The organism is Streptomyces hygroscopicus (assembly GCF_026168105.1).
GTDB classification, from domain to species: Bacteria; Actinomycetota; Actinomycetes; order Streptomycetales; family Streptomycetaceae; genus Streptomyces; species Streptomyces hygroscopicus_D.
In genome coordinates, this window is sequence record NZ_LBMW01000003.1 from 278867 (window position 1) to 305514 (window position 26648).

A 26648-nucleotide genomic window follows, 5' to 3' on the forward strand; every position below is an offset into this window, starting at 1 on the left:
AAGCATCGTCAGACGCATACGACCCGTGCCCTCGACCCGATGCGGGTCCCCGGTCAGTGCCGTCCGGCCGTGCGGCGGCGCATCACGAACAGTACGCCTGCACCGGCGGCGATCACCGCGGCGGCCGACCCGGCGATCAGACCGGCCTCGCTGCCGCCTCCGGTCTCGGCGAGTCCGGTCCCCGCAGCAGGCGAGGACGCGGACGTCGAGGGGACCGGGGACGTCGAGGCCGGAGGTGCGGCGGCCGGAGAGGTCGGCGTCGCGGTGGCGGTCGGGGATGCCGAGGGGGCCGGGCCGGCAGTCGGGGTACCGGACGGGTGGGAAGCGGCGGGCACGCACGGGGTGTCCGGGGAGATGGGCAGGTCCGTCAGCCGTTCATCGACGAGACTGCCCGCCGTCACCGAGACGTTCCACTGGTAGCCCTGGAGCCACGGCACCAGGATTGTCGTGCTCACACCTGCCGCCGTGGCGTGGTCGATGTGCCCGGTGCCGACGCACCGGCCCCCGGCCGTGGAAGCCGTATGCGCCGCCCACTCGCCGCCACCGGCCGGCCTTCGCCGCGGACCGTCGCCGTCGCGCCGGCCGGCGGGCCGGGAGCCGTCTCGCCGCCGTCCTGCACCTACCGGGGAGCCGGATGACACTGTTTCGGGCGCTCACGGCCATGCCCGATCCGGCCTGGACCCTTCCGAAGGTGCTGGGCGTCGATGACTTCGCCACCCGCCGCGGACGGCATGACGGCACCGTGCTGATCGACCGAGACCAGCCAGCCACACGAATTGCTGCCCGGCGGTGAGGGGCGCGGTCGCTGCGGGGCGCGCCGATGGGCGGGTGACGCGGTCTCGGTCCTGTCCATTTGGGTGCGATGGTGTGCGAAGGGGGATCCCGATACTGTCTGAGTGTCATGTTCCGGGACTGGCACGGGGGTTGTGGTGACGGGTGTGGAGATCGCGGTCGGGTACGCATTCGCGTGGCTGGTCCGGAAAGCCAAGCGGGTGGCAGGGCAGGCGGATGAGGAGGTCGACCGGGGTCTGGAAGCGGCGATGGACCGACTGCATGAGCTGATCAGTGCCAAGCTGGGGCAGGACCCCGCGCTGGAGCGGGCGGGGGAGGAGGCCGAAGCCGGGCAGATGGAGCTGTCTCCGCGCACGCGCCAGCGTCTGGAGCTGGCGGTGGAGGACGCCGCCGAGCGTGACAGCGCCTTCTCCGAAGCCCTGAACCGAGCGGTCAAGGACCTTCAGGCCGCCACAACTCCCGTCGGCGGTGTCTCGGTAACCGGCGACGGCCAGGCTGTCGGCGGGGACGTGGACATCCGTGCGGAGCACGGGTCGGTCGCCGCGCTGCGGATGGGAGACGTGTCGCTGGGAAACCCTTCGGCGCCGGGGCCGGACCAGGGCTGACCGCACCCGGCACCGACCCAAGCCCACCGGCTGACGCCGAAACCACCATCATCGCGCACCACGGCAGCCTCGCCGCCGGAAGCATCAGCCAGGTCAACTACCTTGCCGCGCCACGTCGGCCGGCCGCCTGGCCGTGCCAGGTCGGGGTGATCCCGCCGCGAGCGCAGTGTTTTCAGGACCGGGCGGAGGTAGCGCGGCTGCGGACGGCGCTGGCCGGCGGGGGGACCGCGGTGATCGGCCAGGTGCTGGCCGGGATGGGCGGTGTAGGCAAGACGCAGCTGGCCGCCGACTACGCCCGGCACGCTCAGGAGAGCGGTGCGGTGGACGTGTTGGTCTGGATCACCGCCGACAGCGCTGCCGCCGTCGCGGCCGGGTACGCGCAGGCCGGCATCGAGGTCCTGGGCGCCGACCCGGCCGACCTGGAAGGGGCGGCGCGGGCATTTCTGGCCTGGTTGGAGCCCAAGGCCGGGGCGAACCCGTGCCGGTGGCTGGTGGTGCTGGACGACGTTGCGGACCCGGCGGACCTGCGCGGGCTTTGGCCCCCGGCCAGCCCCCACGGCCGGACCCTCGTCACCACCCGCCGCCGTGACGCCGCCCTGACCGGGACCAGCCGCCGTTCGATCGAGGTGGGCCTGTTCACCTCCGCCGAGGCCCTCGCATACCTCACCGTCGCGCTGGCGTCCCATGGCCGCGCAGAGTCCGACGACCAGCTCAACTCCCTCGCCGACGGTCTCGGGCACTTGCCGCTGGCCCTGTCCCAAGCTGCCGCCCACCTCGCAGACTCTGGCCAGGAGATCACCGCCTACCGGGCTCTGCTTGCCGACCGCGCCACCAAGCTCGCCCACGCCGCCCCCGATACCCTGCCCGACGACCAGAACCACACCGTCGCGGCCGCCTGGTCCCTGTCGATCGACCGCGCCGACACCCTGCACCCCGTCGGCCTGGCCCGCCACCTGCTCCACCTCACCGCGATGCTCGACCCCAACGGCATTCCCATCGCCGTCCTGACCAGCCGGCCCGTCCTGGCCTGCCTCGCCGAACATCGCACCCCAGGCAAACGCCGAGGCAGCGCAGAGCAGGCAAGCGCTGTCCGGGCCGAGGAAGTGGCCAGTGCGCTGCGGGCCCTGCACCGGCTCCACCTCATCGAACACATCCCTGACGCTCCCCGCCAGGCCGTCCGCATTCACCAGCTGGTCCAGCGCGCCGTTCGTGACACCCTCACCCTGGATCAGCACGACCAGTACGCCTGGACCGCCGCCGACGCCCTGATCGCCGCCTGGCCCGCCATCGAACGCGACACCGCCCTCGCCCAGGTGCTGCGCGCCAACGCCTCAACCCTCATCGCATGCGCCGAGGACGCCCTGTACCGGCCCCATGCCCACCCGATTCTGTACCGAGTCGGCCAGAGCCTCGGCGAGACCGGTCAGGCTGCCGCCGCCCGCGACTACTGCCGTCATCTTGCGACCACCACCCTGAGCCGACTCGGCCCCGACCACCCCGACACCCTCACCGCTCGGTACGACCTCGCCCGGTGGCGGGGGGAGTCGGGGGATGCGAGCGGGGCCGCGGCCGCCTTGGCCGACCTGCTGACCGACCGGCTGCGGGTGTTCGGCCCCGACCACCTCGGCACCTTCCTCGCCCGGCAAGGCCTCGGCTACTGGCGGGGCCAGGCGGGAGACGTGGACGGGGCGGCGGCCGTCTTCGCCGACCTGCTGACCGACTGGCTGCGGGTGTTCGGCCCCGACCACCTCGAGACCCTCGTCGCCCGGGCCAACCTCGCCTACTGGCGGGGCCAGGCGGGGGATGTGAGCGGGGCGGCTGCCACGCTCGCCGACCTACTGCCGGACTTCGTACGGGTGTTGGGCCCTGACCACCCCGACACCCTCATCGCCCGGGCCAACCTCGCCTACTGGCGCGGGGAATCGGGGGATGCGAGCGGGGCCGCGGCCGCCTTCGGGGACCTGCTAATCGATCGGCTGCGGGTGTTCGGCCCCGATCACCCCCGTACCCTTTCCACCCGGCAGGGACTCGCCTACTGGCGGGGCCAGGCGGGGGACGCGAGCGGGGCAGCGGCCGCCTTCGCCGCCCTGCTGCCGGACTCCGTACGGGTGCTCGGTACCGACCACCCCCAGACCCTGGTCGCCCGGAGTAACCTCGCCTACTGGCGGGGCCAGGCGGGGGAAGCGAGCGCTGCAGACCAGTAACGATCGTCGGTATGGGCCCCAGATCCCCACACCCTGGCCAATGTGCCTTCAGCACCGACGCCCACCAGCCACCGTCGACCGGCTCACCGCCGCGATCACGGCCGAACTCCACGACGAATGGCAAGCCTTCAACCACCGTTACCTCTCCGAAGCCCTCCATGACCGAACTCCTCACCGCCGACTCGGCCGAGGACGACGGCCAGCTTCCGCCACGAACGGAACCGAATCAGCTTGGCCGGTGACCACACCACCCGATGGGACACGATCGCTTCCTGGCCAGCGGAAAGTGGACCTCACGGCAGTGACGGTCGAGTTCTCCAGGGCCTTGCGGTGCGCCCCACAGGACGCTGGTGTGAGCGATGCGACCTGACGGCGGATCTGATCGGGCACGGCAGCCAGTCAGCTTGTTCCGGTCCCTCCCGGGGCCGGTCGGGCCCGGCAGGCGCGAGTGGGGATGCAGAAGGCGTCGATTGTTCATCGATGCCTGTTTCCTGGTGCGTTGAGCCAGGTGCCCGTGGACCCGACGCGTTTGCGAAGGAAGTGAGCGGCCGAGGGCAGGAGGGCGTCGGGCCGGGCGTGGCGGGAGGCGCCGTGGATGACGTACCGTCGCAGCGGGAAACCCAACCGCTGGCACGCGTCGTTGGTGTCGCATGCCGACGGCGGTGCGCCAAGGAGCCTCGGCCGAAAGCCCGCAACTTCCTTCAAATCCCGCGGCGTCGGCCCGGATCCTGGCTGGTCTTGTGCAGGGCGCGGTCTGCGTCCTCGACCGCAGAGTCTCGTGCGTGAGAGCCTGCCGGCGCTGGCCGGCGGACCCGTCAGGGGTGCGGGGCCGCGTTTGCCGCACGCCGGCCCATAGGACGCGCGTGCCGTGCGCCGATTCCGGCTGGCGGCAGAACGAGCCCGTCTGTGAACTTTGCGCTCGGAAAGTCTTGTTGGCCTCGTTGACATGCCGTAAGCACACGCGTTTCACTCGACACTCGTGTATGGCAACGTTGTCAGGCCGTCGGAGCGACCCGAACTGTTGCCTGTCGCCGGCGTTCCGGCTCATTCGGCGCGCCGGCACCCGATGTGCGAAGCACGAACTGCTGCGGAGGCACCCTGTGGTGAGACCCCGACTTTCAGCTGCGCCACATAACCGAAAGACATTCCGACAACGCCTGGCCGTGGTGTCCATTCTGGGCATGGCCGCCCTCCCGCTCCCGGCGATCGGGAGCGCCCATGCCGCCGGCGCCGCGACGCCGGCCTTCGTGAAGGATCCCGCGTCCCTCGTCAACCCCCTCATCGGGACCTCCGGTGCGGTCGACACCTTCCCCGGCCCCGACATGCCGGCCGGCATGGTGCAGTGGGGTCCCGACACGACGCCCGACCGCCCTGACGGTGGCGGCTACGAGTACAACGACAACAAGATCTCCGGCTTCAGCCTCACCCACCTCTCGGGACCCGGCTGCCCCGTCGCCGGCGACCTGCCCATCCTGCCGGTGACCGGCGCGCTGTCGGGCAACCTCGGCAACGCGTCCGTCGGCTTCAGCCACGACGACGAGAAGGCGGGCGTCGGGTACTACAAGGTCACCGACACGAACGGGGTCAAGACCGAGCTGACCGACACCACCCGCGCCGGCCTGGGCACCTTCACCTTCCCCGCGGGCCTGCAGGCGAACCTGCTGTTCAAGCTCAGCGGCAGTGCCACGCAGGTGGACGGAACCCGCGTGCGGGTGGTGAACAACAAGGAAATCAGCGGCGCGATCGACAGCGGTCACTTCTGCGGCGCGAGTAACAGGTACACGCTGCACTTCGACATCAGGTTCGACCGGCCGTTCACCACGAGCGGCACCTGGGTCGGCAGCACCATCAACCCCAGCGCGACGTCGCTGAAGGCGGGCAAGGTCCAGCAGACCCCGCAGGCGTCCAAGTCGGCCCCGTTGAAGGAGAGGCACTTCACCGTCCCGGTGAAGCCGGCCCCGACCATTCACGGGAGCGGTGGCAAGGCCTCTGGCTCGCCGTCCCCGGCCCCGAGCGCCGGCGCTACACCCGGGTCGTCCGCCGCGAGCAAGGCGGCCCAGCCCCCCACGACGGGCGCGAATGGCATGTACCTGACCTTCGATACCTCCTCGACCCCGACGGTGAGTGCGAAGGTCGGCATCTCGTACACAAGTGACGCGGGCGCGGCGGACAACCTCACCACCGAGATCAAGAATTGGAACCTCGACGCCGTCGAGCAGGCGAACCACGACGCCTGGAACGCGGTGCTGAACAAGATCCAGGTCGGCGGCGGGTCCTCGGACCAGCAGCTGCAGTTCTACACGGCGCTCTACCACACGCTGCTGCATCCGAACGTCTTCTCGGACGACAACGGCCAGTACATGGGCATGGACAACCAGGTCCACAAGCTGACCGGAGGACAGCAGGCCCAGTACGCCAACTACTCGGGCTGGGACACCTACCGCTCACAGACCCAGCTGATGGCGCTGGTCGAGCCCAAGGTCGCAAGCGACGTCGTCACCTCGATGCTCAACGGCTACGACCAGACGGGCCTCCTGCCCAAGTGGGCTTCGAACAACGGCGAGAGTTACGTGATGGTCGGTGACCCGGCAGCCGGCATCGTCGCCGACGCCTACGCCTTCGGCGCGAAGGGCTTCGACACCGCGAAGGCGCTCGCCGCGATGGAGCACGAGGCCACGGTCCCGAACAACGACCGCCCCGGCGAGTCGGTGCGGGACGCGATGGGCTACCTCCCACTGGACGAGAACGACTACGGCTGCTGCAACTTCTACGGCCCGGTTTCCACGCAGCTGGAGTACGACTCCGCCGACTACGCCCTCGCCGCCTTCGCGAAGTCGCTGGGCAGGACGGCCGTCTATGAGAAGTTCGCCACCCGCGCCAACGACTGGATGAACGTCTTCAACCCGCAGACCGGCTACATGCAGGGCAAGAACAAGAACGGCCAGTTCGCGGGCGGTTTCACCCCGGGCACCTCGAACGGCTTCGTGGAGGGCACCTCCGCCCAGTACACGCCCATGGTCCCGTTCGACCTCAAGCAGCTAATCCAGGCGCGCGGCGGTGACAAGGCGTACTCGTCCTTCCTGGACAGCCTGCTCGGCAACATCACGAACCCTGGCAACACCAACGCCAACCTGAGCAACGAGCCCAGCGTGGAGATCCCCTGGGAGTACGACTACACGGGTCAGCCGTGGAAGACTCAGGCGGCCGTCCGCGAGGTCCAGCAGGGCCTGTACTTCAACGCTCCGGTCGGCTCGTTCGGCAACGACGACCTCGGCGCGATGAGCTCCTGGTACGTCTGGTCCGAACTCGGCATGTACCCCGAGACCCCGGGCACGGACACTCTGGCGCTGGGCAGCCCGGCGTTCCCGGTGGCCAAGGTGACCTTCGCAGGCGGCAAGTCGGTGCGGATCAACGCGCCGCAGGCCGCACCCAACGCTCCGTACGTGCAGTCGCTCGACGTCGGGGGCAAGGAGTGGCAGACCTCCTGGCTGACGTACCAGCAGCTCAAGGGCGCGGGCACCATCGACTTCACGCTCGGCACCCAGCCCAACACGTCCTGGGCGTCTAACCCGTTGGCGGCGCCGCCGTCGGACACCACGGGCGGCGGCCGCGTGCTGGCAGCCACCGGTCCCTCCAGCGACGGCCTGGTGCTCCAACCGGGCGCGCCCGGTAACGGCACACTCGGCCTGACCAACCTCGACAGCAAGGCTGTCACGGTCGACTGGAAGGCGACGGCGCCCTCCGGCGTCACGCTCGACACGACGTCCGGCTCGATGACGGTGCCCGCCTCGGGCAGCGCTGAGGCGAAGGTCCACGTGACGGCGGGCGCGAACGAGGGAACCTACCCGGTCACCTTCGCGCTGACCGACCACAGCACCGGTTCGCCGCTGAGCGGGGCGACTCTCCGCGTGGCCGTGGCCAAGGCCGGCGCGCTGTGGCCGTACGACACCAACGAGGGCATCTACCCGGACGGCGCCACCTTCTCGGGCGGCTTCGACAGCTACGGTTGGGCCCTCTCACAGAACGCGCTGTCGGCAGCAGGAGTCACGAGCGGCTCCATCGTCACGGTCGACGGCATCTCCTACGCCTGGCCGACAGTGACGTCCGGTCAGCTGGACAACCTCGAGATGGCCGGCCAGACCGTCCCGATGCCGGCCGGCACGTCGGGTGCGTCGCTGGGCCTGCTGGGTACGGCGACCGGCGCGCCGACCGACGGAACCGGGGTCTCGGGCACGGTGACCGTCACCTACACCGACGGCACCACCTCCAAGGCGACGGTCGGCTTCTCGGACTGGACCCTCAACGCCGGGACGAGCAAACCGCTCCCGGGTGACACGACGGCCGTCACGACGGCCTACCGGAACACCGGCAGCGGGGGCCGGGACAACGTGAAGACCTACGTCTTCGCCACGAAGGTACCGTTGGATGCGTCCAAGCAGGTGGCGTCGATCACGCTGCCGGTGACGGGCGCGACGGGCACCGACCACCTGTTCGCCTACGGCTTCAGCAAGTAAGGGCACGGCAGGCGCTGACGACGGCGGGCCGGTTCCCGGACGCGAGCCCGGGAACCGGCCCGCCGGGCGTGCGGACCCGGCAGCGTGAGGCGTTCCGGCGACAGGTGGCATGTCGAGGTTCCGCCCAGCGCGTCCCGGTACGTCCGCGCCCCCGACGGCGACCGGCGTCCCCGGCCCGCCCTGAGGTGCCGCCGTACAGCACACGGCCGCAGGCGTCCTCCTCCCGCTCCCGAGCCGACAGCCGTGGGCGGCTCCTCCGCGGGCCGCCGACAGGGCCCGGTCAGCCCTTTTCCAGCTTCGGTTGACCGACCCGATGCTGCAGCACTGCGAGTTGGTGCCGCAGCACCAGGAGTTCGACGTCCTTCGTTCAGCGCGCAATCACCCAGCCCGGTGCCCAGGTCCCGGCGGCGTCCCGCCCGGCGGTTGTGGCGGCGAGGTGGGCGCGGAGGGTGGCCAGCGCTGGGTGGGGGTTGTCGCGGTGCCAGAGGAGCGAGTGCGGGTAGACGGGCGTCGGGTCGGTCACCGGGATGCGGCGCAGGCCGTGGTCGGCGGGCCAGACGAGGCGGGTCTGCTCGCCCATGAAGGTGGCCAGGGCCGGGGTGTCGGCGATGGTGTCGAGGAGCGCGTCGGAGCCGAAGTTGGGGCCGGCCGCCTCGATGGTGAGACCGAACTCGGCGACGAGGTCCTCGTAGTAGGCGGCCCACTCGGTACCGGGGACGATGCCGGGCATCCAGATCCGGTGCCCGGCGAGCCGAGCGACGGTCACCGACCGGGCGCCCGCCAGCGCGTGGGCGGGGCCGGTGAGGAGCTGGAGCGGCTCGTCGAGTACCCGGACGGACTCGATGTCCTCGGGAAGGGGCCGGCCGGGCGCGGCGACGGCGCGGAAGGAGGCGTCGATCTCACCGGACCGGATGGCGGTGACGGCCGTCTCGATGTCGAACAGCCACACCACGTCGAGCTCGATCTCGGGGTGCGCGCGATGGAAGCCGCGCATCAGGCCCGACGCCGCGCCGCGCGAGGCGATCACGTCGACGCGCAGCGGACGGCGGCCAGGGAGCACGGACGCGACCGCGCGCTCGGCGACGCGCAGCAGTTCGCGCGCGTGGGGCAGGAACGCCTGCCCATCGATGGTGAGTTCGGCGCCGCGCGCGGTGCGGGTGAACAGCCGCACGCCGAGGCTGCGCTCCAGCGCGGCGACGCGCTTGGAGACAGCCTGCTGGGTGACCGCCAGCTCGGCGGCAGCCTCCTGGAACTGACCCGCATCGGCGGCGGCGACGAAGGTCCGGACGGTATCGAGGTCCATAGCGACACCCTATGGGCACAACCGATGGTTGTGGCCAGGCGGCCCTGCGGTTGTTTGACCCCCGGGTATGGTGCTCGCTTTGATGCTTCCGATCGCGGATCGGTTGTGCGGGCGAGCGGCGAGGGGCGGCGGGCATGAGGAGCGGGCACCGGCTGGGACATCTGCTCGGACATCGGCTGGGGTGGCAGTTCGGGTGGCTGTGGGCAGCGTACGGGACCAGCGCGCTCGGCACGTGGCTCGCCTTCGGCGCGTTCCCGCTGATCGCCGTCCGGGTGCTTGACGCCGGACCGGCCGAGGTCGCCGCGCTCTCCTCCGTGGGGGCTGCGGTGGGCGCGGCCGTGGCGGTGCCGCTCGGCCCGTGGGTGGAGTTCCGCCGCAAGCGGCCGGTGCTGATCGCGACGGACCTGGTGCGGTTCGCGGCGCTGCTGACGATCCCCGCCGCGTTCGCGCTCGGCGTGCTCACCTTCCTTCAGCTCCTGCTGGTCTCGGTCGTCGTCGCGGCCGCCGACATCACCTTCCGCGCCGCCTCCGGCGCCTACCTGAAGACGCTGCTGCCGGCCGAGGATCTGCTCGTCGCCAACGCCCGATTCGAGTCCACGGCCTGGACGACCACGATCATCGGACCGCCGCTGGGCGGCGCGGTCATCGGGCTCCTCGGTCCGGTGGCAACGGTGGTGGCGGACGCGGTCAGTTACCTGCTCTCGGCCCTGGGCATCCGCGCGACGGGCGGGCACGAGCCGCGGCCTGAGCGTCGGGAAGCCGCGAGCATGCGGGCGCGGGACCTGCTCGACGGCTGGCGCTACATCCTCGCCGACGCGACGCTGCGACCGCTGTTCTTCAACACCGCCCTGTTCAACGGCCTGGTGATGGCCACCCAGCCGCTGCTGGCCGTCCTGATGCTCGGCCGACTCGGGTTCGCACCGTGGCAGTACGGCCTCGCCTTCGCCGCACCCTCGATCGGCGGGCTGCTCGGTTCGCGGCTGGCCCGACCGCTCGTCACCCGGTTCGGACAGCACCAGGTCCTGGTCGCGGTCGGGACGCTGCGCGCGCTCTGGCCCGTCGGCCTGGCCTTCCTGGGACCGGGCACCAGGGGGCTGCTGCTGGTAATGGGCGTCGAGCTCGGACTCATCTTCTGCTGCGGGGTCTTCAACCCCGTCTACACCACCTACCGCCTCGAGCGCACCGCGACGGATCGGGTCGCCCGCACGCTGTCCGCCTGGGCGGTAACGACCAAGGCTTCGACGGCGCTGCTGACGGCCGTCTGGGGCGTGCTGGGCGGCCTGCTCGGCCCGCGTACGGCCATCGGCCTGGCCGGCGTGCTCCTGCTGGCGACCCCGCTGCTGCTCCCGCGACGGGCGGCAGCGCATTTCCCCGAGCCGGAACCGGCACCGAACCGCGCCTGACGGGCCGCCACGGCCGTCACCACGATCGGGCTGATTCAGGTTTGCTTCAGCCTTGATGACTGCGCATCGCCGCGCGAGCGAGGGCCACTGCCGCTGCGGGCTCCAGCCCGCACCACGCGCTCCGATCGCCGTCGTGCACCTGCGAAGGACCGTACTTCGGACGTACTGGCAAGATCGGCCCGCAACGGCTGCAGAACCTGGTGAGAACCCCTCGCCTAGCGACCGCCGCTGACGCCTTGCGCGCCACGGTGCACAACGGTTGCTCCGGCCGCAAAAGGACGGCGATCGGCATGAGCCCGCAGCCCGCACCGGCGGCAGTCGCATCTGCCCGCATCGATCCTGGCTTTGCCTCCCGGCCGTCGAACCGCACCACCGGCACTCCCAGCGCCGTGCTCGGCACCACGTGGTGTGCCGTCCGGCTCCAGGGCGGCAAAATCGAGAGCGGGGGTGGCTGAAACTTGCCCAACCCGTGCGGACCTTCGCCTGTAACGGCCAGGGCGCCTGCCATGATCGCCATCATGGGGATAAACATCGCACCGGCCGCGGTGGTCGACTTCCACTCGGTCCTGACTGATCACTCCCGTTACTGGGGCGAACGCGACCTTCGGTCGCTGCACCTTCTGGCCCTGGTGCAGGAGTTCGGTTCCACTTGCTTGGTTGCCCGGGCCGAGGACGGAATCCGCGGGTACATCTTCGGGTTCGTCACCCCGGACGGCACCGGGTACGTGCATCTGATCGCCACGCGGGATGATGCCCGTGGCACCGGTCTCGGGCGTCGTCTGTACACGGCGTTCGCTGAAGCAGCGGAACGTCAAGGTGCACGGAAGTTGAAGGCGATCACGTCAGTTGAGAACACCGGCTCGATCGCCTTTCATCGCAGCCTCGGCTTCGGCACGAAGATCGTCGACGACTACAACGGCCCCGGCCGGGCTATGGCCGTCTTCCACCGCGATCTGTCGCTCAACGTCTCACGGCCCTGACCCACCAACCGTCACCGGTATCGCTCCCCAGGTCGTGAGTCGTGGGATGATCTTGGTTCGTGGCACGTGGAGATCTGACGGACGAGCAATGGGCGGTGCTGGAGCCGTTGTTGCCGAGGGGCAAGAACCCCGGCCGTCCGCTGACGTGGGCTCGGCGCCAGCTGATCGACGGCATACGGTTCCGGATCCGCACCGGTGTCCCGTGGCGGGACATGCCCGCCGAGTACGGACCCTGGGGTCGGGTGTACGACCTGTTCCGTCGATGGCAGCGGGACGGCGCCTGGCATCGGACCTTCACCGCGTTGCAGGCCCGGGCGGATGCCAAGGAGCTGATCACCTGGGACACTGGTCCGACGACAACGCGAACACCCGGACTCGCCTACCGCAGGTGGGGTTGACGGTCTCACGGACCGGATGCATCCCTAGTTTGGTCATGATCCGTTCGGAGGCGTCGTTGCCCACTTGAGTGATGCTGACGAGCCGCTCCAGCCCTCGCTCTTCGAACCCGAACCGTACAGCGGCCGCAGCGGCCTCCGTGGCCAAGCCCTGCCCCCAGTGGGAACGTCCCAGCCGCCAGCCGACCTCAACGGCCGGCAGTACCTCCGGCAAGAAGTCGGGCACCGAAAGGCCGGTGAACCCGGCCAGCTCGCCAGTGGACCGTATCTCCACGGCGAACAGGCCGAAGCCCTGTGACTCCCACTCGCTCTCCCATGCCTGGACCCCGCCGCGAGTCTGCTGTTCGTCACGGACGCTGCCGTCACGGATCCACCGCATGACCTCGGGGTCGGCATTGATGGCAGCCATGGGCGCAACGTCTTCCTCGCGCCAGCGACGCAGGATCAAACGGGGAGTCTCAAGCGTGACCATCCAATCATCCTGGATCACACATGGGCTCTCCGCCATCCTCACCAGGCACTTTCGATACACGCCCTAGCCGGACCGGCAACATCGCGGTGAGGGGCACGCTGCCCAGTGACCCACTGTACTTGGGCGGCGCCTGCGGGTCGGGCGAGATCAGGCAAGGCTGGGGACATGAACTCCAGGAGCCATGCCCGTTGTTCTCGTGGCAGCCGCGCCGAGGGCGTCGACATCTCCGAGGACGCCTTGGCGCAGGCCGGCCAGGCAGCCAGCCACCTCGGCGTCCATGAGCGCCTGGTCCTTCACCACCAGGACGCCGGAGCCCATGTTTCCCCACAGCCGTTCGACCTGGTGCTCAGCGTCGGGGCCACGCATGCTTTCGGCGGACTGCTCGCCACACTCGCAGCGGCCCGCACACGCCTGGCCCCCGGCGGCCGCGTCCTGATCGGTGAGGGGTTCTGGGACCGAGAGCCTTCCCGGGAGGCCAAGGAAATGCTCCCCGAAGTTCGGCTTCGTCCTCGAACTACGATGGCTTCGGGGCGTTCAGAGGCGGCCGAGTTCGAAGCAGGCACCAGCGCGGACGAGGCGACGAGGTGGGGTGCGTTCACAGCCCGCCATCGCTGCTGGGCTGGCGCGGCGAAGTTGAAGATCATCGCCACGGTGGCGGTGCGGGAGCCGACCGCCTCGGGTGACCTTGGACCGTGGCCGGGCGGTGGACCAGTTGGAGGTCTGAGCTCAGATCCAGTCCTTGCGCTTGAAGACCAGGTAGAGCACCACAGATCCGACAGCCATGACGCCGGTGGACGTGAGGAAGCCGGCATGGGTATTGAAGCCCGGATATGGCACGTTCTGTCCGTAGAAGCCTGTGACGGCGGTGGGCACAGCGATGATCGACGCCCAACTGGTCACCTTCTTCATGATCAGGTTCATGCGGTTGCCCTGAACGGTCAGATTGGTCTCCATGATCGAGGTGATCATGTCCCGCAGCGATTCGGTCCACTCGGTGGCCCTGAGGACGTGGTCATAGACGTCCTGGTAGTAGGGGAGCAGCGGCTCGGCGACGATGTGCAGGTCGCGCCGCAGAAGACTGTTGACGACTTCCCGCATCGGCAGGACCACGCGACGTAGCCTGGTCAGGTTCTTGCGCAGTGCGTAGGAGTCACGCTGGACGGAGTCCATCTGCTCGCGTCCCTCGTCGAAGAGTAGGTCTTCAACTGCTTCGATGCGGTCGTCCAGGTCCTGGACGGCGTCGAAATGGCCGTCGACTATGTGGTCCAGGAGCCCGTGCAGGAGGAACCCCACCCCGTACTTGGCAAGATCGCTGTTGTTGTCCCAGCGTTCGACGACCTTCTCGATGTCGAAGCGGTCGTCCGGGCGGATGGTGATCAATGCCGTGGGCGTGATGAACACTGACAACTCGCTCGCCGTCAGCCGGCCGCTGCTCTTGTCCGTGCTCACGGCGTATGCGCTGAGGAAGGCGTGGGTGCGGTAGCGGTCCAGCTTGGGTCGCTGGTGCTCGTGACGTGCGTCCTCCACCGCGAGTTCGTGCAGACCGAACTCTTCGCTGATCATGGCGAAGTCGGCGGAACACGGGTCGCACAGGTCGAGCCAGACCGCCACGTCGGGATCATTCACGTATTCGGAGATGTCGGCGGTCGGGAAGTCTTCCAGGACCAGGTTTCCGCCGCGGTAGAGTCGTGTTCGAGTCATGGCGCGGCACCCTAAGGCCCGCTGGTAAGAAGTCCTCACCGGTTCGTGTGGTCCCGCCCGGGCTTGGCGCCCTGGGCGTCGGCATGGATGGCTCAAGCGGTTCTTCGGCGCCGGTGGGACTGCGCCTGCTATGTGTGCGTCGGGAGTACAAGCCTGTCGCGCGGGAGCCCGGTGCAGGCCCAGCCGAATTACTTGCCCTATTGCGCAGGCCGGTAAGTGCATGGTGTGAACGGGGGCGACGATTTGAACATCAGTGTCGGCGGGGCCGCTGGTGGGATGCTCGGCGAGGAGCAGGGGCGGCCGCGCCGGCCGTGTCGTCCCGCGCAACGGCCAGGGGGCTGGGGCTGCCGGGTCGCGGGCCGCGCGGACCCGCCGGGGCGAGCCGAAGGCGTCGTCCTGGCGCCAGTACCGTGATCTGATCGTCATGACCCGCAGCCACCAGCAGGCCGACCCGAGATGGACGAGCGCTGCCACCCCTGAGCCCAGCGCCGCTCCTCTGTAGGTGGGTGTGGCCGGCCTGCCGGGCTCGGCGAGCGGGGGGTGCTCGCGGTCATCCGGGGGCGTTCGCTGTGGCGTGTGGTGGGTCGGGTGCGAGGCGGGCGGCGACGCGTTCGGCGGTGGCGGCGGCCCAGCGGCTGGAGGTCACGATGCCGAGGATCGCGATGGCCCCTCCGCAGCCGGCGATGATCCACCAGGACGCCGGGCGGGCCCCGGAGGCGACCGTGGCGCCGATCACCGCGATGCCGAGGGAGGAGCCGACCTGCCGGCTGGTGGCGGCGACCGCGGCGGCCACCCCGGCCTGGGCGCGCGGCATGCCGGACACCGCCGTGTACGTGATCGGTGCGTTGACGAAGCCGAAGCCGAGACCGAACAGGGCGTAAGTGACATACAGCAGGGTGTCGGACGGGTGGGCGGAGCGCGTGGCGGCTGTGGCCAGTACACCGCCGGCGGGGATGCCGGTCCCCGCGAGCAGGAGCGGAATCCGCGGACCGCGGCTGCCCACGATCCGCCCGGACAGCGGCGGGCACACCAGGGACAGCACCGCCATCGGCAGCAGGTGCAGCCCTGCGTCCAGGGCGCTCAGCCCCACCACCCGTTGCAGATAGAGGGTGTTGGCGAAGAGGAAGCCGCCGAGCGCGGCGAACGCGAACACAGCTGTCGCGGTGGCCCCACTGAAGGGTGCACTGCCGAAGAGCCGCGGTTCGATCAGCGGTTCGGCACGCAGGTTCTCATACGGTACAAAGGCGGCCAGCGCGCCCGCCGCGGCGACCAGGCAGGCCACGATCGGCAGAGAGGTCCAGCCCTCGGCGGGCGCCTCGATGATCGCGTACGTCAGTGTGCCGAGCAGGACGGTCACCAGCAACTGGCCGACCGGGTCGGCCCGTCGGACCAGCCCCGCGCGGGACTCCGGGACGTACCGTGCGGTGAGTGCCAGCGCGGCCAGCCCGATCGGCACATTCAGCCAGAACACCGATCGCCACCCGCCTGACTCCACCAGCACGCCGCCGAGGACCGGCCCGGCCGCCATGCTGAGGCCGACGACCCCGCCCCACACGCCGATGGCCCGTGCCCGATCCCGGGGTTCGGTGAAGGTGTTGGCGAGGATGGCCATGGCGACGGGAGTGAGCATGCTGCCGCCCACCGCCTGCACAGTACGGAAGACCACCAGCCACCCCGTGGTGGGCGCCAGGCTGCACAAGCCGGACCCGACGGTGAACAGCACGAGGCCGAGCCGGAAGATCCGCCGACGTCCGACGCGGTCGGCGGTGGCACCGGCGAGGGTCAGCAGCGAGGCCAGCACGATGGTGTACGCGTCGAGCGTCCACTGCAGGCCGGAGACGGAGGAGCTCAGGTCCCGCTGCATCGAGGGCAGGGCGACGTTGAGGATGGTGACATCGAGGCTGACCAGGAGGACGCTCAGGCAGCAGACGGCCAGGACCGGGGCGCGCCGTCCGTGTCCGGGGACTGGCATGGAGGTTCCCCTGCTCAATCGTTTGGCCGGTTGGCGGCGTGGAGGTCGGCGAAGTCCCATACCGTCGAGAGGAGTTGCTCGGGGGTCTCGATCTGGGGCATGTGGCCGGTGCGAAGGAGGAGTTCGAACCGGGAGCCGGGGATGGCGGCGGCGTACGCGCGTCCGTACGCGGTGTCGACGACCTGGTCGCTCTCGCCCCATGCGACGAGGACCGGGTTCGTGACCTTGGCCAGGCGCTCGCGGAGGCTGGGGTCGGCCATGGCGTGCGGGCCCGAATAGACCTGCAGTGCCGCCCGGTTGGCGACCGCCGCCGCGCGCTGCTCGTCGGAGAACGTGCTGGGGTCGATGCGGAACTTCTCGGCATCGTGGAAGGAGAGAGCGGACAGCTCGGTGGGCGTCAGGGTGAAGGGGTCGGCGACCGGGTGCTCGGGGACGTGGATGCCGGCGGCGTTGACGAGGACCACGCTGGTGATCCGGTCGCTGCCGAGCAGGGCCATCTCGGCGGCGATCCAGCCGCCTATGGAGTTGCCGACGACGGTGACGTCGCTCAGGCCGAGTTCGTCCAGCAGCCGTTTGTAGACCTGGGCGAGGGTGGGAACGTCGGTCAGCCAGTCGGGCCTGGCGGTGCCGCCGAAGCCGGGGTGGACGGGGGTGATGACGCGGGCCGGCCGCTGGTCGGCGAGGAGCCCGGCGAACCCGGCGACGGTCTGCGGGCCGCCGCCGCCGTGCAGGAGCAGGAATGGGTGGCCCTTGCCCCGCTCGTCGACGCTGAAGGCCAGGTCGATGTCGCCGGAGTCGAGGGTGAGGGTGATGGTGCGGGCGGTGCTGGTCATGGAGGTCTCCGAATCGGTTACCGGTGTGTGGGGTCGGTGACGTGAGCCGTTACGCGTAGCCGGTGGCCGGAACGGTGGCGTACCGGCTCATCGCCTCGACCGTCGCCTGCGGGGTCAGATCCTGACCGCCGGCGATCATGTCCCGCAGGTCGCGGAAGTACTGCACGTACAGGTCGGGCGTGAAGGTGTTGAGCATCACCGCGGGCTCGTCACCGGGGTTGGCGAAGGTGTGCGGGGCGCCGGGCGGGATCATCGCGAGCGTGCCGGCCGGTGCGACGTGGGTCGTCTCGCCGACGGTGAAGTGCACGGTGCCGGAGACGACGTAGAAGCCCTCGTCGTGCTGGGCGTGGCGGTGCTGCGGGGGCCCTTCGGTGTGCGGGGCGAGGGTGATCTCGCCGATCCCGAGGCGGTGCCCGGTGGTGCTGCCGTCCTCAAGGATGCGGATTTGCGCCGGCCCCAGGCGGATCGTCTCGCCGTCGTCTGGGCCGATCAGGGAAGCCTCGTTCATTGCCCTCTCCTTCGTGAGAGTCAGCTCTCACGAGAAGCGTAGAGAGTCGGTCCTCTTTATGCAAGTGAACTCTCATGATGAGGGTGGGCAGTGATAAAGTGGCTACGGACACACGGGCATGAAAGGGGATGGACCGATGGCGACGACGCAGACCGACACCGGCCGCAGCAACCAGAAGAGGCGCACGCGTACGGCCCTCGTCGAAGCCGCTCGCGAACTCATCGCCTCGGGTGGCGAGGTGACCATGCCCGCGATCGCGCGCGCCGCCCTGGTCTCCGAGGCCACCGCCTACCGCTACTTCCCCGACCTCCCCTCGCTGATCAGTGAGGCTCTGGCCGGTGCCTGGCCGCCCCCCGCCGAGGCGCTCGCGCCGGTCGCGGACTCCACCGACCCCGCCGAACGGATCGCCTTCGCCTGCGAGTTCCTGCTGCGCGGCGTGCTCCTCCGCCAGGGCGCGGTGCGTGCCGTGATCGCGGCCACCATCACCCGCCCCGACGCGGCGGCCGCGAGACCCGGTGTCCGTTTCGGGCTGATCGACCACGCGCTCGCCCCTCTGGAGGGAACGCTGGGGGTGACGGATCCCGAAGCCTTCTCCCAGCTCAAGCGGGACCTGGCCGTGGTCGTCAGCGCCGAAGCCCTGTTCACCCTCACCGACCTGTGCGGGCTCGCCCCCGACGCCGCCGTCGCGAGCGCGGTACGCACGGCGGCGACGCTGACCGAAGCCGCGGTGCGCGCGGTCGCGCGGGGGTGAGTCGCGCGCACGGGGAAGGGCGTCATCGTCGGCTTCTACGTCCACCTCGCCGCCGCGTTCGTCACCGTCCGTTGCCTCACCCAGGCGGCCCGCCACAGCCACCGCTGCGACACCCGCCCCACCACACGCCGCCTCAAGTAACCCCTCGACTGCAAGAGACTCTGAAGCGCGTGAAGTTGGTCCTCTGGAGTGTCAGTCCCGGGCCACAGCGCCAACGTCAACTTCGGATCAGGTTCCTCGACTGTCAGCAGTGGATCGCCGAGTACGCCGAGCAGTTCGAGCGGCGCTGACCAGTCTCAGCGGAACGCGGCGACATTGCGGGCGGCCCAGTCGGAGAACGGGCGCGGGGCGTGGCCGAGGACCCGCTGCGCGTCCGGGCTGACGCGCAGCTCGGCCGGGCTCGGGGAACCGAGGATGTCCAGGGTGTCCTTGGCGAGTTCCACCGGCATGCTCTGGGCCATGGCGGCCTTGGCCTCGTCGCGGGTGAGGTCGTGAAACCGCACTGGCGAGCCCAGCGCGGCGGCGATGGCCTCCGCCTGCTGGCGCGGCGTGATCACCTCCGGGCCGGTCAGCTCGTACACACCGCCGGTGTGCCGGTCGTCCAGCAGGCAGGCCACCGCGACCTCGGCGATGTCCGCCGGGTCGATGATCGGCACCCCGACGTCGCCGAAGGGCGCGGCGACGACCCGTTGCGCGCGGACGGACTCGGCCCACCACAGGGCGTTGGAGGCGAAGCCACCCGGCCGCAGGATGGCCCACTCCAGGCCGGACACCCGCAGTACGTCCTCCACCGCTCGCATCGCGATACGTGTCGGGCCGAAGGGCCTGGTCGCCACGCCCTGCGAGGAGAGCAGGACGACCCGGCGGATCCCGCTGGCCGCGGCTTGGCCGATGATGTCGGCCGGGCTGGCTCCGGCGGCGTGCATGTCGCCGGACAGCAGCAGAAACAGCGCCTGCGCCCCGGCCAGCGCGGGCTCAAGGCTGGCCGGCTCGGCCAGGTCGGCCGCCACGTGGCGGACACCGTCCGGTGCCGCCGCGGCGTGCCGCGACACCGCCGTCACGCGCCGGCCCGCCTCGGCCAGCGCCCGCGTCAACGGCCGGCCCACATTCCCGGTAGCCCCGGTCACCACGATCATGATCAGCTCCTTGTCCGATTCCTCTGCGGCCTCTTTCTCTGCGGCCTTGACGCTAGGAGTCGGGGCTAACTCTTGGTAAGGACATACCTGGAGGTAAGCTCATCACATGATGGGAGGTGCGCAGCTCATGCAGACCGGAGCGGGGGAGCGGTATGAGGTGTTTCACACCGACTGCCGCGCGCGCGATGTGGTCGACCATGTGACCAGCAGGTGGGGCGTCTGGGTGTTGATCTCTTTGCGGAGCAACGACCTCCGGTTCTACGAGCTGCGCGAGAGCATCCAGGGCATCAGCGAGAAGATGCTCGCCCAGACCCTGCGCGCACTGGTCCAGGACGGTCTGGTCTGGCGGGAGGTCGAGCCGACGACGCCGCCCAAGGTCACCTATGGGCTGACCGAGTTCGGCCGGGACGTCGGCGAGCCGCTGACGGAGCTGTTCAACCGGATCACACGGCGGCTGTCGCCGCGCAGCGCGGAATAGCGTGGTGGTGGCAGGCCACGAAGGCGCATCCAGCGTGACCGAGCACCCCGACGACATCGACGACCTGGTGGGGCTGGTCCGCATCACCTGCCAGGATGCGACCTGCGGGTGGAACGGACGTTTGTCTTCGCTGGTGCGGGGCCGGACCTCGTACTTGGCCCGCAGTGTCGCGAACGCCGGGCTGAGCAGGGGCAGTTGGCCCACGATCCGCGTAACGCGCGGGTCGTTCGGGAAGGGCGAGGACAGCGCGCGCAGGTTACCCCCGACGCCGTGCGCGGGCCGCCGTACTGAAGGTCGTCGTCGCGGCCCACCCGCCGCAGCGCATCTTCCTCGGTGACGGGCCACTCGCCGTCGCGACCGCCGAGTACGGGTCCCGGCTGGCGACGTGGCGCGAGTGGGAGCCCGTGTCCGTATCGAATGAACCGGCAGCTCACCGTGCAGGAGTCCCTGCACAGGCTGGCGAGGGACGTGTGCCACGGCAAGTGCGGCACCATCCACCAGGCGTACCGCGACGGCATGGAGGACCAGCTCGGCTTGGTCCTCAACGCCGTCGTGCTCTGGACCACCCTCTACATCGACGCCGCCGTCGACCAGCTCCGCGCCGAGGGCCGCGAGATCCGTGACGAGGACGTGGCCCGGCTCTCCCCGTTCAAGCACAGGAATCAACGTGCTCGGCCGCTACAGCGTCACCGCGACCGTCCCGGCCGGCGGAACTCTGAGACCGCTGCGAGACCCTGAAGCGCCCGGTGTTCTTCGGCGTGCGGAATGAAGGCCGGTCCGGGATCGGCGGTTGCCTCCGGGTAGGGGTCGCATGGGGCAGGACGGCGGCTTGCCGAACCCTCCCCGGCATGGACGGGGCCATGCCGGGGAGGGTTCGGTTCAATTGTCGTTGCCGGCGCGCAGCCAGGCGATGTAGTCGGCGGCGGCTCGTTCGGTGTCGTACTCGGGGTGGTAGCCGGTGTCTTCCTTCAGGCGGCTGATGTCGAGGACGAGGTGCGGCGTGGCGCCTCCGGTGGGGAGGTCGACCTGGGCGTCGGGTACCGAATTCTTGATCGCTTGGCTGATCTGGGCGTTGGTGGTGGCCCGGCCGGAGCCGACGTTGTATGTGCGGTGGTTCAGCTTGTCCGCGAGCTGGAGCAGGGCGATCGCCCGCCCGGTGTCCTTCACGTAGGTCAGGTCGAGCCCGTCCTCGGCGAACGCCGGGTGGACGAGGTGGGACAGGTCCGGGGCGGTGCCGTGGGCGGCGGAGTGGACGAGGGCGGGCGCGGCGAAGAAGGGGTCGGGGTGGCCGAGCGGGCCCCAGGTGCCGGAGATGCGGCAGTTGACGATGTCGAGGCCCGTGGTCTCGGCGAGGAACCCGCCCAGCAGTTCGCCGACCTTCTTGAAGGTGGGGATGGAGGCGTGTGCGGTCATCGACAGCGGGGCGTCCTCGCGCAGCGGTCCGTCGCCGGCGGCTCCGAGGTAGACGCCGATCGTGCTGGCGATGCCGAGGCGCCGTACGCCCCACTCCTGTGCCGCCTCGGCGACGTTCAGCAGCCCGCCGAGCGCCTGCCGGGTCGCCTCGACGGGCACGTCGGGGACGGGCTGCCAGGGGTAGGAGCCGGCCAGGTGGACGATGCCGGTGATGTCGTGACGGCGGCCGACGCCGAGGAGGGCGTCGCGGTCGGTGATGTCCGCCTGCTCGACCTTCACTCGTGTTCCGTCGAGTACGGGCGGGAGTTCGCGGGCGCGGCGCTGGACCACGACGCAGTCTTCGCCCAGGTTGAGCAGGGCGCGCACGGTGTGGGATCCGATGAAGCCGAAGCCTCCGGTGACGAGGATCATCACAAGTCCTTACGTATTTCTATATCGGTCGTTGGCGGTGGCGGCGGGTCTTCACTTGCTCCGCAGGGTCCCGAGCGGCTCGGGGTCCTCCTTCAGGGAGGCGGCCGCCGCCTTCCAGCCGGCGTCGTCGCCCTGGAGGGCGCTGCGCAGGAAGGCCGTGGTGAGCTGCTGGATCAGGGCCACGCGCGCCGGGTTCTCGTCGGTGGTCTCGGCGACCTCGTGGCCGGGGATGCCGCCGAGCGAGTGCTCGGCCCCGAACAGAGTGAGCAGGCTCTTGTCGCCCGGGCTGTAGGTGTAGGGGTCGGTGAACCAGTCCGGTCCGCGGGTGGACAGGTGGGACTGGTCGTTGTCGCCGGCGACGATGAGGGCCGGGGTGGCCATGGTGTCGAACGACGGCTTCATGAACGGGAAGTGCTCGGCGGCGAACGGGGTCAGGTCATCGCCCAGGCCGGTCAGCGCCAGCAGCACCCCTGCCCTGACGCGGAGGTCGGACATGTCCTCGCCGGGTACGCCGTCGGCGTCGAGGACGCGTGCGCCCAGCAGGGCGCTCACGCTCTGGGCTCCCCAGGAGTGGCCGGCGACGGCGATGCGGCGTGGGTCGACGCGCCCGGCGAGGCCGGGGACGGCCGCCTCCAGCACGTCGAGTCCGTCCAGTACGCGCGTGATGTCCTCGATGCGGTAGCGCCAGATCCGCGGGATGCGGGGGTCCTCGGCGGGGATGGCGAGTGTCCGGGAGTCCAGGTGGGTCGGCTGGACGACCGCGAAGCCGTGGGCGGCCCAGTGGTCGGCCAGCGGGGCGTAGCCGTTCATCGACCAGCCGAAGCCATGCGAGAAGACGACGACGGGCAGATCGCCGCCGGTCGCGGGGGCGGACACGCGGACCTGGAGGTGCTCGCCACGGCCACCCGGGGCGGGCAGGACGACCGGCTTCACGGACACCACCGAGGTGGGGCTGCCCGCGGGATTCTGCGCGTTCAGGGTGTTGGAGTCAGGCATGGGAGGGCCTTCCGATCGGTGTCTTCAACGCTTGGGTTGGTGGGGCCAGGTGGTCGGCGGCGCCGCGGGGCCGGCCGCGAAGGGAGCGGGCAGCCCGCTTGTCACGCGCGGGCATCCATGCCCGGGTTTCTTCCATCTCTCCGGCGGGCCGTGGAGGCGACGGCCTGGCCGCCGGCCCCCCGGGCCTGGCATCATGAATGAAATGGAACCTTGTTCCACCTACGATACGGAACGCAGTTCCGTTTTACAAGACCAGTCGTCAAAGGAGTGCCCCGGTGAACGAGAGCAGTCCGCGCCAGGGAAGTTCGGCCGCCTCCAAGCGCAAGGACGCCCGCCGCAATCAGCAGACCCTGCTGGACGCCGCCGCCGCAGTCTTCGTCACCTCAGGCGTGGACGCACCGGTACGCGAGATCGCCGCCGAGGCCGGCGTAGGGCTGGGCACGTTCTACCGCCATTTCCCCACGCGGGCCGACCTCGTCATCGCCGTCTACCGTCACCAGGTCGACAACTGCGCCGAAGCGGGCCCGGCCCTGCTGGCGGCCGGGCCGACACCCTTCGCCGCCCTCGAACGCTGGGTCGACCTCTTCGTCGACTTCCTGGTCACCAAACACGGCCTGGCCGCCGCGATGCAGGCAGACAGCACCGGCTTCGAGGCGCTGCACGCCCACTTCCTCGACCGCCTCGTGCCGGTGTGCAGCCAGCTCCTCGACGCCGCAGCCGCCGCCGGCGAGATCCGCCCCGACCTCGATGCCTACCACTTCATGCGCGGCATCGGAAACCTCTGCATCGGCACCGACAGCGACCCCCGCTACGACGCACGCCGACTGATCGCACTCCTCCTCGCGGGACTGCGCCAGCCGCACCGAACCTGACGCCCACGAATGACGGAGCCTCGCATGCCCTGTTCGGACAGGACGGCAGGGAATGCGGTCCCGCGCCCGTTCGCACGCCGCTCGGGATGCACCATTACCGGCTGCGCCACGCTGCCCGGGAACCCAAGTGAGAAGCGGCTCCTCCTCTGCCGTGGCGTGTGTGGTTGTAGTGACACGCGCGAGCGCTTTCCTCGAGTCCGCAACCCGCGGATAACGGCTTCAGGGAACTGGCTGGACTGGCGCGGCTGTGGGGTGCGAACGCTCGCCCGCTGGCGGGCGGGCGGAAAGTGTGACGGCTGCACTGTGCTGGTGAGAAGCCTGATCTCTTTGCCAGTCCACCCTTACGATCGGTACGCAGCGCGCGATATCGGAGATTCTGGAATCTGAACGTCTGATGTCTTGAACTAGCGGTTCATGCAGTCGAGTTGCAGCAGCCAGGCGCCGGGGAACACCGGGTCCGATTCAGAGACACTCTGTTGGGGGGCAAAATCACCGTCAGGGCATGGCCAGCCATCCGATCATGCCGACCACGCCGAAGACGGCGAAGCCGATCCCGAGCGCCTTGCACAGCCGGCCCACGATCCGGGCCGCTCCCGGTGACCACAACGCGGCGCCGATCCGGCTGCCCAGCCGTGGCATTGCGGTGGAGAACGCACCGCACAAGGCGCCCAGGCCAGCAATGAGTCCCACCACACAGGCGCAGATCCCGGCCAGCCGCCCGGCCGTCGGGGCCACCCCGACCGTGTAGCAGTCACCGCGCGCGTCCCGCTGGACCGGCAGCACCGTTCCCTGCTTGTAGGAACCGCCGATGGACGCGGACTGGTCCACCACACGGTGGTCGTCGGAGTGGAAGGCGCCGAAGCAGTCTGTGTGGCGCTGTTTGCCGGTGCCCGAAGTAGTGCAGGCATATATCTTCAGCAGCCCTGGGGTGCCGGAAGCACGTATCGAGTACTTCAGGCCGTCGGTGAGACTTACTGCTCCGCCGACCCCGAGGGCGCTGAACAACACCCCAATGAACAGCATCGCCAGCACCAGCCAGACGTGGCCCAGCAACGACTTCGGTGTGCTGTCGGCCCTCACTTGGCGCCTTGTTTCCACCTTCGCCAGCCTCACGTTCTTGCCTACCTGACGTTGATCCAGCCGGCCATCATGCCACCGACTGGCTGGAGTTGGTGCTGCGCCCACGCCGTACACCGGGCCCGGCCTGTGGCCGTCAGCTGGGCAAGTCCAGCACCGCGCCGTCCACTGCTCGCCTTCAACGGCAACCTCGGCAGGTCTCGCCTGATGGTGGTCTGTGGTGACCAGCCACGGCGAGTCGTCTCGTCAGGATCGGCGATTGCTGTGGGCAATGGGTGCTTTTCGAGGTAGGGCTTGAACGTGTTGAGCTTGCTGATCCGGTTCCGCCGTTGGCCGTTCAGCATCGCCTATGGGCTGGGCGCGCGGGCGTACTCGCGTATGGATCTCGACACCGGAGTCCTCGCGTAACCACGTGGCGACGCTGTCAGCGTCGCGTCGGGGCGGCGTCCTTGCGGAGCACGTACACGATGCCGGCCGGGCCGATCCGGTAGTCCAACGGGTCTTGGCCGGGGAATCGGTGCCGACGCGGCGGCCGGGGTGGGATCAGCGGGGCCACCGCTCCCACAGGTCATCAAGAACAAGATCGTCAACCACGCGTCAGACCCTGCCCGACGGGTGTTCCAAATCCCGGCCGCCACATCGACTCATCCTGAAACGATCAGTCGGTCAGCCATGTGTTCCCCCTGCAACTTCGCGCATTGCTGCCCAGGTGCAGTGCCTGCTCGGCCTCACCATCAACGGTGACTTCGGACCTGACACCGAGAACCACCATCATCGAAACGGGCACGGACTCCTACCGTCTGGCCACCACCCGAGCACGAAGCGAACAGCCAGTCGGGTCGGCTGAGCTCAAGCCTCGAGCAGAGTGTCCAGGGCGGCCCGCTCCACACCCCGGCGCTCGCCCGACAGAGGACCGCTTACAGTGAGGGAAGATCGCCGGAATTGGATGGGGGGCGTCGTGTCGCACTTCGAGATCACCACCGTGCTCTCGGCGTCTCCGAGCCAGGTCTTCGACGCCTGTCTGGACGTTGAAGCACACACGCGATCGATGGCGTCTTCGAGAGAACGTGCAGTTGGCGGCAACACCCGGGGCAGGCTCGCCGTGGGCGAAATGGTCACCTTCCAGGCCCGCCACTTCGGGGTGACCTGGCAGCTGACCGCCCGGATCACCTCCTGGAACCCCCCGCACTCCTTTGTCGACGAGCAAGAAGCCGGGCCGTTCCAGTATTGGCGACACGTTCACCACTTCGAGCCGCATGGCCAAGGCGACACCCTGATGACCGACGTCATCGATTTCGCCTCGCCACTGGGCCCCCTCGGCCGACTCGCCGACGTGACCGTCCTCAACTGGTACATGCCCAGGCTCGTCCGGTCGCGCAACGCTTACCTGGCCGCCACCCTCTGACACACCTGTCGGCCGAAGGTGCTGTCACTTCCGATGGATATCCCACCGCCTGACGGCACCATCACTGACGTCCAATGTCGTCAGCAGACGCCGTCGTCAGAACCGAACAAAGCCACGCGGCGGGTGCTCGTGCGTTCAGCTCCACACTTCGGGCCCGCCTTCATGCCATTCGACAAAATCCGACTCAATGACATCGAGTTCGTTCCAGCCAGTCAGGCCGGCATTCTGCAGGAACCCGGTCAGCTCGTGAAGGCTGTACGCGGTGCCCAGGATCCGATCGCCGAAGCGCACCCTGCGGCCACCGGTCGCAGTCGGCGGGTAGACGATGATGCGGTGCTCGGGCATGGCACCAGCGTCACCCGCGGTGGACAGCCACGCATCCCGGCCACACAGTCGCATCAGGCCCGGTACCGGGGCCAGCCGGGCT

General features: G+C 69.7%; 21 protein-coding genes and 6 pseudogenes. 13 read left to right on the forward strand and 14 right to left on the reverse strand.

The window, feature by feature from the left end:
* Positions 1 to 53: 53 nt before the first annotated feature.
* Positions 54 to 455, reverse strand: a complete 402-nt coding sequence (locus AAW14_RS39425; protein ID WP_322741010.1) for an LAETG motif-containing sortase-dependent surface protein — start codon at positions 453 to 455, stop codon at positions 54 to 56.
* A gap of 474 nt (positions 456 to 929) precedes the next feature.
* Here AAW14_RS39425 and AAW14_RS05160 point away from each other — a divergent pair, with 474 nt between their 5' ends.
* From AAW14_RS05160 to AAW14_RS05170, 3 genes are all read left to right on the forward strand, one after another.
* Positions 930 to 1397, forward strand: coding sequence for a hypothetical protein (locus tag AAW14_RS05160; protein WP_265560305.1), 468 nt, complete (start codon positions 930 to 932; stop codon positions 1395 to 1397).
* 146 nt (positions 1398 to 1543) lie between these two features.
* On the forward strand, positions 1544 to 3601 hold the full coding sequence (gene fxsT, locus AAW14_RS05165; protein ID WP_265560307.1) for an FxSxx-COOH system tetratricopeptide repeat protein: 2058 nt from the start codon (positions 1544 to 1546) through the stop codon (positions 3599 to 3601).
* Positions 3602 to 4764: 1163 nt separating this feature from the next.
* The gene (locus tag AAW14_RS05170) at positions 4765 to 8115 is read left to right on the forward strand and encodes a lectin (protein ID WP_265560310.1); all 3351 of its coding nucleotides are present in this window, start codon (positions 4765 to 4767) and stop codon (positions 8113 to 8115) included.
* A 367-nt stretch (positions 8116 to 8482) separates the two neighbouring features.
* On the opposite strand, the gene AAW14_RS05175 is transcribed toward AAW14_RS05170, so the two are convergent.
* On the reverse strand, positions 8483 to 9418 hold the full coding sequence (locus tag AAW14_RS05175) for a LysR family transcriptional regulator (protein WP_265560312.1): 936 nt from the start codon (positions 9416 to 9418) through the stop codon (positions 8483 to 8485).
* Positions 9419 to 9552: 134 nt separating this feature from the next.
* Between AAW14_RS05175 and AAW14_RS05180 the strand changes: the two genes are divergently transcribed.
* The 3 genes and pseudogenes from AAW14_RS05180 to AAW14_RS05190 all read left to right on the forward strand — a co-directional run.
* Positions 9553 to 10821: an MFS transporter gene (locus tag AAW14_RS05180; protein WP_265560313.1), complete on the forward strand. Its 1269-nt coding sequence runs from the start codon at positions 9553 to 9555 to the stop codon at positions 10819 to 10821.
* Between the two features lie 506 nt (positions 10822 to 11327).
* Positions 11328 to 11801 carry a GNAT family N-acetyltransferase gene (locus tag AAW14_RS05185; RefSeq protein WP_265560315.1) on the forward strand — a complete coding sequence of 158 codons (474 nt, stop codon included), beginning with the start codon at positions 11328 to 11330 and terminating at the stop codon, positions 11799 to 11801.
* A 59-nt stretch (positions 11802 to 11860) separates the two neighbouring features.
* A pseudogene (locus AAW14_RS05190) lies at positions 11861 to 12163 on the forward strand (transposase); the annotation flags it as partial.
* Here the strand turns inward: AAW14_RS05190 and AAW14_RS05195 are convergent.
* Positions 12135 to 12668, reverse strand: a complete 534-nt coding sequence (locus tag AAW14_RS05195; protein WP_265560319.1) for a GNAT family N-acetyltransferase — start codon at positions 12666 to 12668, stop codon at positions 12135 to 12137. The pseudogene AAW14_RS05190 and the gene AAW14_RS05195 overlap by 29 nt on opposite strands.
* 207 nt (positions 12669 to 12875) lie before the next feature.
* On the opposite strand from AAW14_RS05195, the pseudogene AAW14_RS05200 reads away from it, so the two are divergent.
* Positions 12876 to 13157, forward strand: a pseudogene (locus AAW14_RS05200) (SAM-dependent methyltransferase); the annotation flags it as partial.
* A gap of 32 nt (positions 13158 to 13189) precedes the next feature.
* Here AAW14_RS05200 and AAW14_RS05205 read toward each other — a convergent pair.
* From AAW14_RS05205 to AAW14_RS05225, 5 genes and pseudogenes are all read right to left on the reverse strand, one after another.
* A pseudogene (locus AAW14_RS05205) lies at positions 13190 to 13385 on the reverse strand (IS256 family transposase); the annotation flags it as partial.
* 9 nt (positions 13386 to 13394) lie between these two features.
* On the reverse strand, positions 13395 to 14369 hold the full coding sequence (locus AAW14_RS05210) for a magnesium transporter CorA family protein (protein WP_265560322.1): 975 nt from the start codon (positions 14367 to 14369) through the stop codon (positions 13395 to 13397).
* A 550-nt stretch (positions 14370 to 14919) separates the two neighbouring features.
* Positions 14920 to 16341: an MFS transporter gene (locus tag AAW14_RS05215; protein WP_265560324.1), complete on the reverse strand. Its 1422-nt coding sequence runs from the start codon at positions 16339 to 16341 to the stop codon at positions 14920 to 14922.
* A 14-nt stretch (positions 16342 to 16355) separates the two neighbouring features.
* The gene (locus tag AAW14_RS05220) at positions 16356 to 17174 is read right to left on the reverse strand and encodes an alpha/beta fold hydrolase (RefSeq protein ID WP_265560327.1); all 819 of its coding nucleotides are present in this window, start codon (positions 17172 to 17174) and stop codon (positions 16356 to 16358) included.
* 49 nt (positions 17175 to 17223) lie between these two features.
* Positions 17224 to 17682 (reverse strand): cupin domain-containing protein, encoded by a 459-nt coding sequence (locus tag AAW14_RS05225; protein WP_265560329.1) that lies wholly within the window; start codon positions 17680 to 17682, stop codon positions 17224 to 17226.
* Between the two features lie 136 nt (positions 17683 to 17818).
* Here AAW14_RS05225 and AAW14_RS05230 point away from each other — a divergent pair, with 136 nt between their 5' ends.
* Entirely contained in the window at positions 17819 to 18433 is a 615-nt protein-coding gene (locus AAW14_RS05230; RefSeq protein ID WP_265560332.1) for a TetR/AcrR family transcriptional regulator, read from the forward strand.
* 18 nt (positions 18434 to 18451) lie between these two features.
* A pseudogene (locus tag AAW14_RS05235) lies at positions 18452 to 18574 on the forward strand (IS5/IS1182 family transposase); the annotation flags it as partial.
* A 155-nt stretch (positions 18575 to 18729) separates the two neighbouring features.
* Here AAW14_RS05235 and AAW14_RS05240 read toward each other — a convergent pair.
* Positions 18730 to 19569, reverse strand: coding sequence for an SDR family oxidoreductase (locus AAW14_RS05240; RefSeq protein ID WP_265560334.1), 840 nt, complete (start codon positions 19567 to 19569; stop codon positions 18730 to 18732).
* Between the two features lie 106 nt (positions 19570 to 19675).
* Here AAW14_RS05240 and AAW14_RS05245 point away from each other — a divergent pair, with 106 nt between their 5' ends.
* Positions 19676 to 20047, forward strand: coding sequence for a winged helix-turn-helix transcriptional regulator (locus AAW14_RS05245; RefSeq protein WP_265560336.1), 372 nt, complete (start codon positions 19676 to 19678; stop codon positions 20045 to 20047).
* A gap of 96 nt (positions 20048 to 20143) precedes the next feature.
* Here AAW14_RS05245 and AAW14_RS39430 read toward each other — a convergent pair.
* Positions 20144 to 20545, reverse strand: a pseudogene (locus AAW14_RS39430) (hypothetical protein); the annotation flags it as partial.
* Here AAW14_RS39430 and AAW14_RS05255 point away from each other — a divergent pair.
* Positions 20465 to 20816: pseudogene (locus tag AAW14_RS05255) on the forward strand (Tn3 family transposase); the annotation flags it as partial. The pseudogenes AAW14_RS39430 and AAW14_RS05255 sit on opposite strands and share 81 nt — an antisense overlap.
* A 110-nt stretch (positions 20817 to 20926) precedes the next feature.
* Here AAW14_RS05255 and AAW14_RS05260 read toward each other — a convergent pair.
* Both AAW14_RS05260 and AAW14_RS05265 read right to left on the reverse strand, forming a co-directional pair.
* The gene (locus AAW14_RS05260; RefSeq protein WP_265560338.1) at positions 20927 to 21871 is read right to left on the reverse strand and encodes an NAD-dependent epimerase/dehydratase family protein; all 945 of its coding nucleotides are present in this window, start codon (positions 21869 to 21871) and stop codon (positions 20927 to 20929) included.
* Between the two features lie 51 nt (positions 21872 to 21922).
* Positions 21923 to 22867: an alpha/beta hydrolase family protein gene (locus AAW14_RS05265; RefSeq protein ID WP_265560341.1), complete on the reverse strand. Its 945-nt coding sequence runs from the start codon at positions 22865 to 22867 to the stop codon at positions 21923 to 21925.
* A gap of 275 nt (positions 22868 to 23142) precedes the next feature.
* Here AAW14_RS05265 and AAW14_RS05270 point away from each other — a divergent pair, with 275 nt between their 5' ends.
* On the forward strand, positions 23143 to 23739 hold the full coding sequence (locus AAW14_RS05270; protein WP_265560344.1) for a TetR/AcrR family transcriptional regulator: 597 nt from the start codon (positions 23143 to 23145) through the stop codon (positions 23737 to 23739).
* A gap of 495 nt (positions 23740 to 24234) precedes the next feature.
* Here the strand turns inward: AAW14_RS05270 and AAW14_RS05275 are convergent, their stop codons facing one another.
* Positions 24235 to 24819, reverse strand: coding sequence for a hypothetical protein (locus tag AAW14_RS05275; RefSeq protein WP_265560346.1), 585 nt, complete (start codon positions 24817 to 24819; stop codon positions 24235 to 24237).
* A gap of 955 nt (positions 24820 to 25774) precedes the next feature.
* On the opposite strand from AAW14_RS05275, the gene AAW14_RS05285 reads away from it, so the two are divergent.
* The gene (locus tag AAW14_RS05285; RefSeq protein ID WP_265560348.1) at positions 25775 to 26221 is read left to right on the forward strand and encodes an SRPBCC family protein; all 447 of its coding nucleotides are present in this window, start codon (positions 25775 to 25777) and stop codon (positions 26219 to 26221) included.
* Positions 26222 to 26356: 135 nt separating this feature from the next.
* On the opposite strand, the gene AAW14_RS05290 is transcribed toward AAW14_RS05285, so the two are convergent.
* Positions 26357 to 26566 carry a hypothetical protein gene (locus AAW14_RS05290; RefSeq protein ID WP_265560351.1) on the reverse strand — a complete coding sequence of 70 codons (210 nt, stop codon included), beginning with the start codon at positions 26564 to 26566 and terminating at the stop codon, positions 26357 to 26359.
* Positions 26567 to 26648 lie beyond the last annotated feature (82 nt).

Excerpts from the sequence above, each read along its gene's own strand:
- AAW14_RS05265 (WP_265560341.1), bottom strand. The coding sequence starts at position 22,867 with ATGCCTGACTCCAACACCCTGAACGCGCAGAATCCCGCGGGCAGCCCC.
- AAW14_RS05220 (WP_265560327.1), bottom strand. The coding sequence starts at position 17,174 with ATGACCAGCACCGCCCGCACCATCACCCTCACCCTCGACTCCGGCGAC.
- AAW14_RS05185 (WP_265560315.1), top strand. The coding sequence starts at position 11,328 with ATGATCGCCATCATGGGGATAAACATCGCACCGGCCGCGGTGGTCGAC.
- AAW14_RS05195 (WP_265560319.1), bottom strand. The coding sequence starts at position 12,668 with ATGGTCACGCTTGAGACTCCCCGTTTGATCCTGCGTCGCTGGCGCGAG.
- AAW14_RS05175 (WP_265560312.1), bottom strand. The coding sequence starts at position 9,418 with ATGGACCTCGATACCGTCCGGACCTTCGTCGCCGCCGCCGATGCGGGT.
- AAW14_RS05290 (WP_265560351.1), bottom strand. The coding sequence starts at position 26,566 with ATGCCCGAGCACCGCATCATCGTCTACCCGCCGACTGCGACCGGTGGC.
- AAW14_RS05225 (WP_265560329.1), bottom strand. The coding sequence starts at position 17,682 with ATGAACGAGGCTTCCCTGATCGGCCCAGACGACGGCGAGACGATCCGC.
- AAW14_RS05230 (WP_265560332.1), top strand. The coding sequence starts at position 17,819 with ATGGCGACGACGCAGACCGACACCGGCCGCAGCAACCAGAAGAGGCGC.
- AAW14_RS05210 (WP_265560322.1), bottom strand. The coding sequence starts at position 14,369 with ATGACTCGAACACGACTCTACCGCGGCGGAAACCTGGTCCTGGAAGAC.
- AAW14_RS05215 (WP_265560324.1), bottom strand. The coding sequence starts at position 16,341 with ATGCCAGTCCCCGGACACGGACGGCGCGCCCCGGTCCTGGCCGTCTGC.
- AAW14_RS05240 (WP_265560334.1), bottom strand. The coding sequence starts at position 19,569 with ATGATCGTGGTGACCGGGGCTACCGGGAATGTGGGCCGGCCGTTGACG.
- AAW14_RS05180 (WP_265560313.1), top strand. The coding sequence starts at position 9,553 with ATGAGGAGCGGGCACCGGCTGGGACATCTGCTCGGACATCGGCTGGGG.
- AAW14_RS05260 (WP_265560338.1), bottom strand. The coding sequence starts at position 21,871 with ATGATCCTCGTCACCGGAGGCTTCGGCTTCATCGGATCCCACACCGTG.
- AAW14_RS05245 (WP_265560336.1), top strand. The coding sequence starts at position 19,676 with ATGATGGGAGGTGCGCAGCTCATGCAGACCGGAGCGGGGGAGCGGTAT.